This is a genomic window from Janthinobacterium sp. SUN137, from assembly GCF_030587265.1.
GTDB lineage: Bacteria > Pseudomonadota > Gammaproteobacteria > Burkholderiales > Burkholderiaceae_D > Janthinobacterium > Janthinobacterium kumbetense.
Window position 1 is genome coordinate 794059 of sequence record NZ_JAPWHZ010000003.1, and the last position, 14477, is coordinate 808535.

A 14477-nucleotide genomic window follows, 5' to 3' on the forward strand; every position below is an offset into this window, starting at 1 on the left:
TCAGTTCAGCGCTGCGCTTCTGATGGAAAACAACGATGGTGCAGCAATTATATGAGCGTTGCAACGGCGCGCCGGCATAAAAAATGCCGCTTCGAAACACGAAGCGGCATCTCCGGCGTCCCCGCAGGGAGACGCCACGTGCCTTACTGGCTATCCTGGCGCGTGTTGCCGCCAGCTTCGACCGGCAGGCGCAGCCCGCTATCGACCACGCTCAGGCGCAAGCCGGGCAGGACATTGTTGACGACATTGCCCGCCAGCTGCACCACCGGTGCGCTGCCCGCGGCGCCCTGCTCTGCCTCGCGCGGCGCATCCTGCGTGGCGGCGGACTTGCCTGGCGCCGCCTCGCCGCTGGCGATCATGTCGGCCTGCACCATATTGCCCTGCGACGGCGCCACGGCAACAGCCGCGATCACGCTCGCGACCGCGCTTTGCAGCGCTTCCGTCGGCTTGACTGTCAGCACGCCGTCAACATAGTTCAGCGCGTAGTTGGTCGACGCCTGGCCCGATGCCGACACCAGATAACTGCCTGCCGCGGAAGCCATCGTCGCCGGCGTGCCGAACGCCAGCTTGCCGCTCACTTCAGCGGCCAGCGTATCGCCACCGAGCAAGCCGCTGTAGCCGGCGCTGAAGTCGGGATTGGCGCGTCCCTGGTCTTTTTCGGCGTTATCGACCTTCACCGTCAGCGCTGCCTGCGTAATCGTGGCCGTGGTGCTGGCGGTGCCGTTGACCACGTAATTGCCCGCGTCCGCGCCGCTCAGGCGTATGCCTGCCACCGTCACCGTCTTGCCCACGCCCGCATTCTTGTCGCCGAAGCTGGCGCCATTGCTGGCAATACTCAGCTGATCATTGCCGATACGGTTGTCGCGCAGGGAGACAAGGGCATTCGTGGTGGCGTCATACACCTTGTTGACGCCGCTGGCGCTCACCGTCAGGGTGGCTGGCGTGATATCCGCCGTGGTACTGGCCAGGTTGCTGGCCAGCACATAGTTGCCTGCATCGGCGCCGCCCAGGCCCAGACCGCTGATGGTCACGGTCTTGCCCGTTGTGGCATTCTTGTCGCCGAATGTACCAAGGACGGGACCGCCAGCCAGGCTCAGGGCGTCGCCGGCCACCATGCCATTGAAGCTGGCGCCCGCCAGGTTCAGGCTGGCTGCCGTGCCGCCGTCGTACACCTTGTTCGCTGCCACGATGCCGGAAATGGCGCTGATGGACGCCGGCGTGATGTTGGCCGTCAAGCCTGTGGGATTGCTGACCGTGTAGTTGCTGGCCAAGCCGGAGCCGTCCAGCAAGGTGGTGCCGCTGACCGTCACGGCTTTCGCATTGCCCGCGTTCTTGTCGCCAAACGCTGCCGTCTGTCCGGCGATGGCCAGGGTTTCGCCCGCCACCAGGCCGGCCAGGCTGCCGCCGCTCAGCTGCGCCACCGCATTGCCGTCATACACCTTGTCGGCCGCCAGCTGGCCCACGACCGTCAGGACTTTTGGCGTGATATCGGCCGTGCCACTGGCGGTATTGCTAACAAGAATGTAGTTGCCCGCATCGGCGCCAGCGAGCGTGATGCCGCTGATCGTCACCGTCTTGCCCGTGCCCGCATTCTTGTCGCTGAAGGCACTGGTGCCGGCCAGCGCCAGCGTATCGCCGCCGATCTTGCCATTGAAGGTCGCCGCGCCGTTCAGCGTGGCCGTGCTCAAGCCATCGTAGGTCTTGCTGTTCACGCCCACGTCCGTCACGCTGCCGATAGTTGCCTTGCCGATATCGGCCGTGCCGCTGGAAGCATTGCTGACAAGATTGTAGTTGCCCGCATCCGCGCCACCGAGGGTGATGCCGCTGACCGTCACCGTCTTGCCCGTGCCCGCATTCTTGTCGCCGAAGGCGCCGCTGCCGGCCAACGTCAGCACATCGCCGCTGATCTTGCCGTTGAAGATAGCCGCGCCATTGAGCGTGGCCGTGGTCAAGCCATCGTAGATCTTGTTGTTGACGCCCACATTCGTCACGCTGCTGATGTCCGCCTTGGCGATGTCGGCCGTGCTGCTGGCAACAGTGCTGACAAGGTTGTAGTTACCCGCATCGGCGCCAGCGAGGGTGATGCCGCTCACATTGACAGTCTTACCGGTACCCGCATTCTTGTCGCTGAAGGCGCCATTGCCGGCCAACGTCAGGCTGTCGTTGCCAATCTTGCCATTGAAGGTCGCCGCGCCGGTGAGCGTGGCATCCGCCAGGCCGTCGTAAGTCTTGTTATTGACGCCCACGTTCGTCACGCCGCTAATGCTTGCCTTGCTGATGTCGGCATTCACATTGCCCGGGCTGCTGAAGGTGTAATTGCTGGCCAGGCCAGTGCCGTCCTGCAAGACAGTGCCGCTGATCGTGACCAGCTTGCCCGTGCCCGCGTTCTTGTCGCTGAACGTGCCGACGCCGCCGCTGAAGCCCAGCGTTTCACCCGCGACCATGCCGCTCAAGGTGCCGCCCAACAAGATTGCCGCCGTCGTTCCATCGTAGACTTTATTGCCGGCAGTCACACCGGAGAGCGTGACGGCCTTGGGCGTGATACTGGCCGTGGCAGTGGCAGAATTATTGGTGAAAATATAATTTCCCACGTCGCTGCCGGACAAGGCGATATTGCTAATATTGACGGCCTTGTTGCTGCCCACGTTCTTATCCGTGAACGCCCCGTTCGCACTGAACAGCTGCACATCGTCGCCGGCAATCTTGCCATTAATCACGGCCGAGCTGGGGCTGAGACTGACATTCAGGTTGCCGTTATAGACCTTGTCCAGGGCAGTCAAACCGCTAATGCCGGAAATCGTTGCCTTCGCGATATCCCCCGTCAGGCTGGCAGGCGCACTCAGCGTGTAGTTGCCGGCCAGACCAGTGCCATCGCTCAAGGTCACGCCGCCAACCGTAATGGTCTTGCCCGTGCCCGCGTTCTTGTCGCTGTAGCTGGCGCCCTGGACGATAAAGGCCAGGGTTTCCGCGTTGACCAGGCCATTCAAGGCGCCGCCGGCAAGGCTCGCATTGGCCGTGCCGTCGTAGACTTTATTGCCGCCACTCAAGCCCGTCAACGTCAACGCCTTGGCGCTGATATTGGCGCTGCTGGCGGCCGTGTCGCTGGCCAGGTTGTAATTGCCGGCATCCGTGCCGCCCAGCACGATGCCGCTGACATTGACGACCTTGCCATTGCCGGCGTTCTTGTCGCTGAACGTGCCGACCGCGTTGGACACCGTCAGGTTGTCGCCGGCCACCATGCCGCTGAAAGCGGCGCCTGCCGTGTTCAGGCTGGCGGCCATGCTGCCGTCATACACCTTGTTGCCGGCCGCCAGGCCGCTCACGCTGGCGATGGTGGCCTTGGCGATGTCGGCGCTGCTGCTGGCCGTGCTGCCGGTCAGGTTGTAATTGCCTGCATCCGTGCCGCCCAGCGCGATGCCGCTGATGCTGACCGTCTTGCCATTGCCCGCATTCTTGTCGGCAAAGCTGCCGCTGGCGCCCGACACGCTCAAGCTGTCGCCGGCCACCATGCCGGCAAATGCGGCACCCGCCGTATTCAGGCTGGCAGTGGCATTGCCGTCATACACTTTATTTTCAGCAACGATGCCGGTCACGCCATTGATGGTGGCCTTGCTGATATTAGCGCTGCTGCTGGCCGTGCTGCTGGTCAGGTTGTAGTTGCCCGCATCCGTGCCGCCCAAGGTGATGCCGCTGATATTGACCGTCTTGCCGTTGGCGGCGTTCTTGTCGACGAAGCTGCCGCTGGCGCCCGACACCGTCAGGCTGTCGCCGCCCACCATGCCCGTAAACGAGGCGCCCGCCGTATTCAGGCTGGCGGCGGCGCTGCCGTCATACACCTTGTTGCCGGCTACGATGCCGGCCACGCCGCTGATGGTGGCCTTGCCGATATCGGCTGTGCCGCTGGCCGTGCTGCTGGCCAGGTTGTAGTTGCCCGCGTCCGTGCCGCCCAGCGCGATGCCGCTGATGCTGACGGTCTTGCCGCTGGCGGCATTCTTGTCGGCAAAGCTGCCGCTGGCGCCCGAGACCGTCAGGCTGTCGCCGGCCACCATGCCGGCAAATGCGGCGCCCGCCGCGTTCAGGCTGGCAGTGGCATTGCCGTCATACACTTTATTTTCAGCAACGATGCCGGTCACGCCATTGATAGTGGCCTTGCTGATGTTGGCCGTCGTGCTGGCCGTGCTGCTGGTCAAAGTATAGTTATCGGCGTCCGTGCCGCCCAAGGTCATGCCGCTGATATTGACCGTCTTGCCGTTGGCGGCATTCTTGTCGACGAAGCTGCCGCTGGCGCCCGACACCGTCAGGCTGTCGCCGCCCACCATGCCCGCAAACGTGACCCCTGCCGTGTTCAGGCTGGCTGCGGCGCTGCCGTCATACGTCTTGTTGCCGGCCACGATGCCGCCCACGCTGGCGATGGTGGCCTTGCTGATATCGGCTGTGCTGCTGGCCGTGGTGCCGGTCAGGTTGTAGTTGCCCGCGTCCGTGCCGCCCAGAACGATACCGCTGATGCTGACCGTCTTGCCAGTGCCCGCATTCTTGTCGCCGAAGCTGCCGCTGGCACCCGATACGCTCAGGCTGTCGCCGCCCACCATGCCCGCAAACGTGGCGCCTGTCGTGTTGAGGCTGGCGTTGGCGCTGCCGTCATACGTCTTGTTGCCGGCGACGATGCCGGTCACGGCGCTGATGGTGGCCTTGCTGATATCCCCCGTCAAGCCAACGACAGGCGCGAGCGCATAGTTGCCGCCGGCGCTGCCGCCCAGGGCGGCGTCGATCGTCACGGCAATGCCGTTGCCCGCATTCTTGCTCGCATACGTGCCATTCACGGCCGAGCTCACATTGGCCAGGTCGCCGGCCAGCACGCCGCTCAGGGTGCCGCTGATGGAAGCCGTGGTGGTGCCGTCGTACACCTTGCCAGTCACGGCCGCGCCATTCAGGGTGACGGACTTGGGCGTGATCACCAGACCGCCATCGATATAGCTGATCGCATAGCCGGACTGCCCGCCGGAAGAGTACAGGCCGCTGGCCGACACGCCATACGTGCCCGCATTCACGGCGCCAGCGGCATTGCCCGCATAGATGGGCGTGCCCAGCAGGCTGGCGCCTGCCACCGTGTTCGAGTAGGTAAGGCTATTGCTGCCGCCCGCGTAGGCCACGCCGTCATACACCTTGCTGTCGTAGGAAACGCGCACGGTGATCTGCTTCATGAACGAGCGCAGGAAAGGCGCGCTCTGGCCATCGTAGACCACCCACATCTGCGCCAGTTCCCAGCCGGCGCCCGTGTAGTTCGACAGCGTCTTGAGCCCGCTCGTGGTCAGGTCCGTGCCGCCCGCACTCGTTGCCTTGCCGCTGGCCGTGGTATCCCAGTAACTGCCCGTGACGCTGCCCGCGCCCGCGCCGACCAGGCCGCCGCCCGCGCCGCTCACGCTGCCATTCGCATAGCTGGTGGCGACGGTGCCGCTGTTGCTGCCCACCAAGCCGCCCGCGCCACTGCTGCCAGTCACCGCGCCGCTGGCATAGCTATCCTTGAGCGTGCCCGTACTCGTGCCCACCAGGCCGCCAACGTTGTTGGCGCCCGTGACGGCGCTGGTGGCAAAGCTGCCGCTGACGCTGCCGCCATTCATGCCGACCAGGGCGCCCGTATTGTCGCCGCCGCTGATTGCGCCGCCAGACAAGCCCACATTGGCGATCACGCCGCCGCTACCGACGACGCCAAACAAGCCCACGCCCGCCACGCCCGACTTGATAATATTGAGGTTGGAAACAATATGCCCGGTGCCGTCGAGGCTGCCCGTGAAGGCCGAACCTGCCGTACCGACAGGAATAAAGCCCGTGCTGCCCCACACGTCGTTGCCGTTCGCCGCCGTGCTGGCTGCGCTGAAGCTGCTGCCCAGCGTATAGCTGGCTGCCTTGTTCATTGCCATCAATTGCAGCTGGTGCGTGGAATTGATGGTGTTCGACCATTCCGACGCCAGCATGGGGCGCGTGCCGGCGCTCGCGCCATTGATGGAACCGTCGCCGCTGACGATCACCCAGTTGTTGCCCGCCGCACCGGCCGTGTTGGTGAAATTGAAACCTGCGAAATTACTGCCTTGCAACATCTGCGCGCTGGTCAGGCCCAGCGCGTTCGAAGTGGCCGCGTTGCCAGTCACGCCGATGGCGGCGATCGCGCCATTCAAGCTCTTGTCGAAATAGGCATTCGTCACCGTGCCGCCGTTGTTATCGCCGACGATCATGCCGACGCTGGCGCCCCCCGCCGTGAGCTTGCCAGAGTAATAGACGTTCGTCATTGTCGATAGGTTGTAGCCGACGACACCGCCCACGGTGGAATTGGCAGTCACATTGCCGGTGGCGTAGCTGTTACGTATCGGGCCATACGACAAGCCGACCAGGCCGCCGATGTTATTGCCAGTGCCTGTCACATTGCCGGTGGCATAGCTGTTATCGACCGTGCCGCCCGACTCTATCCGGCCCAGCAGGCCGCCCAGGCCGGATACACCCGTGACATTGCCCGTGGCATAGCTGTTCGTCACCACGCCGGTGGCGTCGTTAATGGCGGCCAGGCCGCCGCCATAGCTGCCGCCAGCGCTGCCGACGCTGATGGCGCCCGTGGCGTAGCTGTCGCTGATCGTGCCGCGGTTGAAGACCGCCAGACCACCGGCGAAATAATTGGCCGAGGTGGTGGCCACGGCGCTGGAACTGCCCTTGATCAAGCCGCCTGCCGCATTCACGCCCACCAGGCCGCCGGCGGCGCCATACGCGCCGGCAACGACGGTGCCGGCGGCGCGGCTGTTGCTGAGCGTGCCGGCATTGGTGCCCACCAGCGCACCCATGTTGATATAGCCGGAACCATGCACGGCGCCGCTGCTGGACACGTTCTCGATGGTGCCGTTGTTGCGCCCCGCCAGCGCGCCGATGTCGGTATACGCGGCGCTGAACACGGCTTGCGAACCCGTGATGTTGACATTACTCAAGCTCAGGTTGCGCACGCTGCCGGCGGCACCGATGTTGCCGAACATCCCCACCGGCGTCTCGGGGCGGTTGATGGTCAAGCCATACAGCTCATGCCCCAGGCCGTCAAACTTGCCCGTGAACGGCGTGCCGGCGCTGCCGATGGGTACAAATCCCTTGCCGCTGTCCCAGCTGCCCGTGGCGCTGGCATCGATATTGCTGCCCAGTACATAGTTGCCGGATAGATTGCCCTGCATGCCCTGTACATCGTTGCCGCTCGTGCTGTTGAAAGCGCCCAGGCTGTTGATCACCTGATACACGGTCACGCTGCCGTTACTGCCCAGCTTGGTGCTGAAATTATTGCCCGATGGCAAATCGACTTCCGCCTTGACGTTATAGGTGGACAGATTGCCGGCCGCGAGCGCGCTCTGGCCATATTCGAGGGCCAGGCTGGCCGTGCCCGCGCCGCGCATGGCCTTGTTGATGTTGATATTGTTTTGCGCCGTCAGGGTCAGCTTGTTGGCCGTCCAGTTGATATTGTCGTTGACGTTGATATTGCCTTGCGTGCCGCTGCCGCCCGACACGCTCTGGATCTGCACATTGCCCGACTTCAAGGAGTTGCTCAGGAAGGCGCCCGTCATGTCGCCGCCGGAAACGGCGATATTGAAGTCGGTCGGATCGATCAGCCATGTGCCGGACAAGCCCTTGGCTGCCGCCGTCGTTACCTTCAGCGCATCGTCGATCTTCACGTGCGCGGCCGAGGTGTCGATGAAGCCGCCATTGCCGCCCGCAGGCGCGCTGGCGTCCAGGGTGCCGGCCGCATTCACCGTGCCGCTTTGCATGTCGCCCAGCAACTTGATCGTGCCGCCGCGCGTGTCGATGCTGTGCGCCTCGATCACGCCCGTGTTGTTGACGACGGTTTTCAGCAAGTCGCCCGCCGCTTGCGCCGTCAGGACGACGCTGCCGCCATCGGCCTGGATCAAGCCGCCGTTATTCACCAGCGCGCCCACGGCGCCCCGGTCCACCGCCACGTTCAGCAAGCCATCGCCCGCCACGTCCAGCGTGATGGCGCGGCCCGCCGCCAGGGCCACCGAGCCCAGGCGCGCCTGGATCGTGCCTTCGTTCGATACGTTCGCGCCCAACAAGGCCACATAGCCGCCCGGCGCGCTGATGTTGCCCTGGTTCAAGACTTTACCGCTGCCATTGCCGGAAAACTGGTACTTGCCCGCCATGAAGTCGGCATTGCTGATATCCAGCGTGGAAGCCACCAGGCCGGCCGTGTTCACGGACGCGCCGTGGCCGAACAGCACGCCGTTCGGATTGACAATAAACACTTTGCCGTTGGCCGACAGCTTGCCCAGGATGGTCGTGCCGTCGCTGCCCAGCACGCGGTTCAGGGCCACCGCATTGCTGTTGGGCTGCTGGAACTGCACCGATTCGCCCTTGCCGATATTGAAACTGGCCCAGTTGATGACGGCATGCTGGCTGCCCTGCTGGATCACGGTATTGCCCGGCGCGCCGTTGATCGTCGCCTGGCCCGCCACCACCGTGCCGCCCGCCGGCCCCGCCAGGGCCAGGGAGCCATAACCGAGCATCAGCGCCGCCGCCATGCCGGTCAGGGCGAAATGCGCGCCGCCCCCGCTGCTGCCCGGCATCGAGCGCTTGCCGGCGGATTTGACGTTTTCGGAAACGGCGGCGTAGGCGCCGGTGGCCTGGTTCCAGATGGAGCGGTAGATGCGGTTCATGGCAGTGTCCTGATGTTTTTATTGATGTAGTAATTTAGAAATACTTGACGGCTTGCAGCCAGAAGCGGCCTGCCGCATCCGGTGCCGAGGTCGCCTTGGCATTGCCCAGCTTGTGCGCGTAATACGCCTTCAGCACGAGCGCGTTGGCGCCCGTCCACGTCACGCCCACGCCCGCGCCGCTCAGGGTGCGGCGGTTCTCGCCGGCGCTCCAGGCATCGCGGTTCAGCTTGACGGTACCCGTGTCGGCAAACGCCAGCACTTGCAGCTGGCCGGGAAAGGCCGTGAACGCCGTCACGTTCTGACGCAGTTCCACATTCAGCACATAGCCCTGGTCGCCATACGCCTCGCCGCCCGGATAGGCGCGCACGCCGCCCACGCCGCCGATGCCCATCTTTTCGGACACATCGAGGTTTTTCGACGCCGCCTGGCCGCTGACGGTGCCGAACAAGCTCGTCTCGCCGCCCAGGCTTTGCACGCGCGCGCCATTGAAGGCCAGCTTGTTGAAGTGGCCATTGCTGTTCACCGTCGCGCGGTCAAGCGCCAAGGTTGCCGGCGTCCCGATATCGATCTTGCCCGTGGTGAAGGTCAGCGAATACGTGCTGGCGCCGCCATCGCCCCAGCCATCCTTGCTGTCGCCATTCAGATTCAGCATCCACACCCTGGCCTTCTTGTCGTTGACGCTGCCCGTCGATTCCGTGCGGTCCTGGAAGGTCTTGTCGTCATAGCTGACCTGTGCATACAGGTTGTTGCTGCGCGAGCGGATCAGCGGATAACTGCCGTAGGCGCTGGCGATCTTCGCCGTGCCCTTGGCGTCGAGCACGGCAAATTCCTTGCCCAGCTTGTAGTCCATATAGGTGTAGGCGCCGCCCAGGCGCAGCAAGCCCGCCTGTCCCTGATAGGCCAGGCGGCCATAGTTCAAGCCGTCGGCCGAGGTGAACGCGCGCACGGTGGCCACGTCGCCGATGCCGGCCAGTTCATTGATATTCAGGGTGGCGCCGATGCGATTGCGGCCCGTGTAGCGGTTGCCCTGGTTGTCCAGGTCGATGCTGCCGTTGAAGCGCGAGCCCGGCTGCACGTCGACGATCAGGTCGGACGCGCCCAAGGACGCCCCCGGCGCCAGCGTCGAGCTGACCTGCACGCCCGGCAAGTCCGACAGCAGCAGCAAGCGGCGTTCCAGCGGCGCCGTGGCGATCACCTGCCCGTCCAGGCCCGCCAGCACGGTGCCGGCCAGCCCGTCGGACAGATTGCTCTGGTTGCGCAGTTGCACCTGGCCATACTGGCCTGGCAACACGCTGATCGTGACGACACCATCCTGGATATCTTGCGCGGGCAAATAGGCTTGCGCGAGGAAATAGCCGCGGTTCTGGTAATAGCTGGCGATGTTGGACGCCATGGCGCGCAACTCGCCCAGGGTCAGCTCGCTGCCCGGAGTAAATCCCGAGGCGGCCACCAGTTCACTCTCGGTGAAGACTGGCGGCGCCGCGATCTGCAGGCGCTGCACGGCGATGCGCGTCGTGTCGCCCACCGTGGCGGCGGGCACATTGCCCTGCTGCACGCGGATGGCCGGCGGCGCTTTCGGCAGCGAGGGCGCCACGGGAATCTGCTGCAGCTGGCTGCCGGCACCGGGAGGATCGACGGCCCAGGCGGTCTGTATCAACGCCAGCAAGGGCAGCAGGGTCAACGGAAGTAATTTGGTGTTCAAGATCATCCTTTCAGGCGGCGCGCCCGCGCCAGGCTCGCCGCTTGCGGCTGCACTGACGGGGAATACAAGAGCTGAATGGAAAAATACTTTTTTGATATCAATGTTAAATACAATGATAATGAAAAAATAAAATTCCCACCAGCAACATTGATCCATTTTAGCGCGCCATTGAACAGGGAAATACCTATCCGAAGGCCTCATTCACCGTTTTGGTGCAGCTTAGATACGAGCAGCGCCAACATCCGCGAAGTAGCGTAAAAATGCTGCATTTCAAAGAAAAAATCGTTGTCTTTGTGCAACAATGTTGACCGTCTGCCACTGGCGAAATGCTATTCCACGCAGGCCGGTATGGGAAAAAATGGATGGTGAATTATTATTATCGCAATATAAAACAATGTTATTTTTCCGATATGGAGATATACCTCCAAAGCCGCACTTTTGTGTCGCACGCTGGCATGTCACACACTTATGAAAATGAGATGTGAAAAAGATATTTCGAACTTGCAAATCCGTCCCTTGACCATGCCACTGCTGGCACGCGACGGCCAGCGCTGCGAAGAAGATGGGAGGCCCACCCGGCACGTCAGCATGAAGCTGGCATGGCGGATGGCTGCGAAAAAAGCGGGGAGATGAGGGATGGTGCCGGGAGGACCCGGCCAGGCGTTACCTGGACAGCACGTATTTCGCCAGGGTCGCCGCATCGGCTTCGCTGAGCTGGCTGAACGGCGGCATGGGCACGGGGCCCCATTTGCCCGCGCCGCCACTGCGGATGTTGGCCGCCACGGCGGCAATGCCATCCTTGCCCCCAATGCCATCCTTGCCGTTGTACCTGGCCGCCACTTCCGCAAAGCCGGGGCCGACCACTTTCTGGTCGAGGGCGTGGCATGCCATGCAGCCATTCGCCGCCAGCAAGGTTTTGACATCCTTGCCGCCCGTAGCCGGGACGGCGGCTGCCACGGGTTTGGCGACGGCGGCGGCAGGCATGGCGGCGCCCCGCTCCGCGCCATAGGTTTTCACCAGGTAATCGACCATGGCCGGCACGTCCGCGTCGTCAAACTGGGCGCCGAACGGCTTTTTCATCTTCTTGACGGTCGCTTCCCAGTAGGCGCGCGGCGAGGCGGGCGGCTGGGTCGATGCGTACTGGGCCGCATGGCACGTCATGCAGTTGCGCTGCACCAGCTGGTAGCCAGGCAATTCGCTGGGTTTATAGGTCGCCGTTTCCGGCGGCAAGTGGATGTCCAGCGCGCACGCGCCGCCCGCCGCCGACAGTGCCAGCGCGGCAAGTAATCTCTTCATATGGTTCTCCTCAGACTGCCTGGATGCGCGTGGTTTCCACCACGTTGCGCATATAACCCATGGGATTCCACAGGGCTTTCATGGGCTGGCTCTGGCCGATGCGGTTGACGGCGCGCACCATCAGCACATGCTTGCCCTTGCGCGGCGCCTTCATGACCATCGTCCACTCGCGGAACGAAAAGCGCCCCAGGTCCTTGCCCAGCCTGGCTTCCTGCCAGGTCTGGCCGCCATCCACCGAGACGGTCACCTCGCTGATGCCCTGGCCGCCATCAAACGCGATGCCGCGCAGGGCCAGGTCGCGTCCCGCCTTCACTTGCGCGCCATCTTGCACGCTGGTAATGAAGGAGCGCACGTTGAGGCGGCTGATCGGCGTCGTCTTGCCCACGGGCGCGCCCGGTTCGATGAAGCCGGAACCATTGTCGGGAATGCGGTAGCCCGTGCTCATCCAGAAGCCGTCAAACGGCTTGTCCAGCACCGTGATGTCGCTCAGGTGCTTGACCCAGTAGGTGCCGTAATAGCCGGGCACGATCAGGCGCAGCGGGTAACCGTTCAGGAAAGGAATGTCCTCGCCATTCATGGCCCAGGCCAGCATGACGTCGCCCGCCATGATGTGCTCGACGGACAGGGCCTTTTGAAAGTCGGGACCGTCGCCCACGGGCGGCGTTTCCAGGCCATTGAAGGCCACTTGCACGGCATTGGCCGCGATGCCGGCCTTTTCCAGCACGGTTTTCAGGGGGATGCCCGTCCAGCGGGCATTGCCCATGGCGCCATTGCCCAGCTGCCCGCCATTCGCACGGGGGGCAAAAAAGCCGCGGCTGTTGCCCGAACATTGCGTCACGGCCACCACGTCGACGGGCTCGGCCAGCTGCTTCAGTTCCGCCAGCGACAGTTCCAAGGGCGTCTTGACAAGGCCGGCGATGCGCAGCCGGTAGCTGTCGCCGTCTATGCTGGTGGGCAAGCCACTCCAGTGATAACGCACGAAAAACGCATCGTTGGGCGTGATCGCGCCTTCATTGAACACGCCGAACGGCGTTTCCAGCTGCGGCGGACGGCTGGTCAGCAGGATCAGCGGGCGCTTTTGCGGGAAGGCCACCAGTTCGCGCTCGCCGTTTTCAAACGGCAAGGTGACGGAAGCGGCCAAGGCTGACCCAGGCCCCGCCACTGCGACGGCGCCCAGGGCGGCCGTCGTGCGCAGGAAGCGGCGCCGGCCTGCGGGCAACAAGGTCGGGTCAGACATGTTTGAGCTCCACTTTGGTGTCGGCCGCCTCACCGCCGTTGCGGTCGTCGTTGACCAGCTTCTTGATGTAATACATGACGCTCAGGATGACCACGCTCAACAGGCCAAACCAGAACGACACGCGCTGCTCCGTATCGGACGACACGCTCATGGCGCCCAGGATCACCAGCATGGCGATGATGGTGAAATACGTCAGGTAAGGAAACAGCCACATGCGCACCTTGATGCGTTCCGGGCATTCGCGTTCCAGGCGGCGACGCAGACGCAATTGAGATATCGCAATGAGCAGGTACACAAACAGGATCAGGATGCCGTAAGAGTTGACGATGAAGGGGAACACGAGGTCGGCCGACACATACGAGACGGCAATGGCAAAGTAGGCGAACAAGGTGCTGAACAGGATGGCGCGGATCGGCACACCGTTCTTGCTCAGCTTAACCAGGCCTGTGGGCGCATCGCCGCGGCGCGTCAGCGCAAAGATCATGCGCGACGAGGCGTACAGGCTGGAATTCAAGGCCGACAGCACGGCCGTCAAAATGATGGCGTTCATGATGTGGGCCGCGAACGGGATATTCATGACGGTCAGGGCGCTGACGAAAGGCGTGGCGATGGCCGGCGAATCCCAGGGCACGATGCAGACGACGACAAACATGGAGCCGACATAGAACATCAGCACGCGCGTGATGACGGAATTGGTGGCGCGGGCGATGGCCTTTGCCGGGTCCGACGTTTCGGCGGCGGCGATGGTGACGATTTCGGCGCCCGAATAAAAGGCCGTGGCGGCGACGGCGCCGCTGAGCACGGGGCCCCATCCATGCGGCATGAAGCCGCCGTTGCTGGTCAAAAAGCCCAGGGTCGGGATGCTGTTAGGCAAGCTTCCCGTGATGAACAAGGCGCCGACGAACAGGAAGACGATGATGGCGACCACCTTGATCGAGGCGAACCAGAACTCGAATTCGCCAAACGCCTTCACGGAGAACAGGTTCAGGATGGTCATCGACACGAGCAGTACTAGGCTGATCGACCACGACGGCACGTCGGGCAGCCAGAAGTTGACCAATTTCGCACCGGCAATGGCTTCCAGGGCCACGACGACGACCCAGAAATACCAGTACATCCAGCCGCTCATGAAGCCGAGGAATTTCGACACTTTCGGCTTGTCGTCGAAGGCCAGGCGCGCATATTCGTAGAAGGAGCCGACCACGGGCAGGGACGAGGCCAGCTCGCCCAGCATGCGCATGATCAGGACGACGAGGCCGCCCGTGAGCAGGAAGGAAAGGATGGCGGCCGGGCCGGCGGCCTTGGCGATGACGCCGCTGCCGACAAAGAGGCCGGCGCCGATCACGCCGCCGATGGCGATCATGCTCATGTGGCGTTGCTTGAGCGAGTGCTGCAAGCCGGTACTGTTATGCGATTCGCTAATCATGTTTTGTCTCCTGAAAATCTCTGAAGCTCGGTGCGCCCTGCCTGCTGCGGCTTGTTCTTGCCGCGCGGCTTTGTTTTATTTAGGCAACACCGTCAAGCAGCATCGATACATCGTGTGAATCAGTCT

Annotated in this window: 5 protein-coding genes; all 5 read right to left on the reverse strand. The window is 63.4% G+C overall.

What is annotated here, in order from left to right:
* Positions 1 to 143 precede the first annotated feature (143 nt).
* The 5 genes from O3298_RS18525 to O3298_RS18545 all read right to left on the reverse strand — a co-directional run bounded on the left by O3298_RS18525 (position 144) and on the right by O3298_RS18545 (position 14351).
* Positions 144 to 8690 (reverse strand): YDG domain-containing protein, encoded by an 8547-nt coding sequence (locus tag O3298_RS18525; RefSeq protein ID WP_305060217.1) that lies wholly within the window; start codon positions 8688 to 8690, stop codon positions 144 to 146.
* Positions 8691 to 8724: 34 nt separating this feature from the next.
* Complete coding sequence (locus O3298_RS18530; protein WP_369811604.1) at positions 8725 to 10398, reverse strand: ShlB/FhaC/HecB family hemolysin secretion/activation protein; 1674 nt, start codon at positions 10396 to 10398, stop codon at positions 8725 to 8727.
* Between the two features lie 657 nt (positions 10399 to 11055).
* Positions 11056 to 11688, reverse strand: coding sequence for a c-type cytochrome (locus O3298_RS18535; RefSeq protein ID WP_305060219.1), 633 nt, complete (start codon positions 11686 to 11688; stop codon positions 11056 to 11058).
* 10 nt (positions 11689 to 11698) lie between these two features.
* A complete protein-coding gene (locus tag O3298_RS18540) occupies positions 11699 to 12925 on the reverse strand; it encodes a molybdopterin-dependent oxidoreductase (RefSeq protein WP_305060220.1) in 1227 nt (408 codons plus the stop codon).
* Positions 12918 to 14351: an amino acid permease gene (locus O3298_RS18545; protein WP_305060221.1), complete on the reverse strand. Its 1434-nt coding sequence runs from the start codon at positions 14349 to 14351 to the stop codon at positions 12918 to 12920. Before O3298_RS18545 ends, O3298_RS18540 begins: the two co-directional genes overlap by 8 nt.
* Positions 14352 to 14477 lie beyond the last annotated feature (126 nt).

Coding starts and splice junctions, on each gene's coding strand:
- O3298_RS18530 (WP_369811604.1), bottom strand. CDS start 10,398: ATGATCTTGAACACCAAATTACTTCCGTTGACCCTGCTGCCCTTGCTG.
- O3298_RS18540 (WP_305060220.1), bottom strand. CDS start 12,925: ATGTCTGACCCGACCTTGTTGCCCGCAGGCCGGCGCCGCTTCCTGCGC.
- O3298_RS18545 (WP_305060221.1), bottom strand. CDS start 14,351: ATGATTAGCGAATCGCATAACAGTACCGGCTTGCAGCACTCGCTCAAG.
- O3298_RS18535 (WP_305060219.1), bottom strand. CDS start 11,688: ATGAAGAGATTACTTGCCGCGCTGGCACTGTCGGCGGCGGGCGGCGCG.
- O3298_RS18525 (WP_305060217.1), bottom strand. CDS start 8,690: ATGAACCGCATCTACCGCTCCATCTGGAACCAGGCCACCGGCGCCTAC.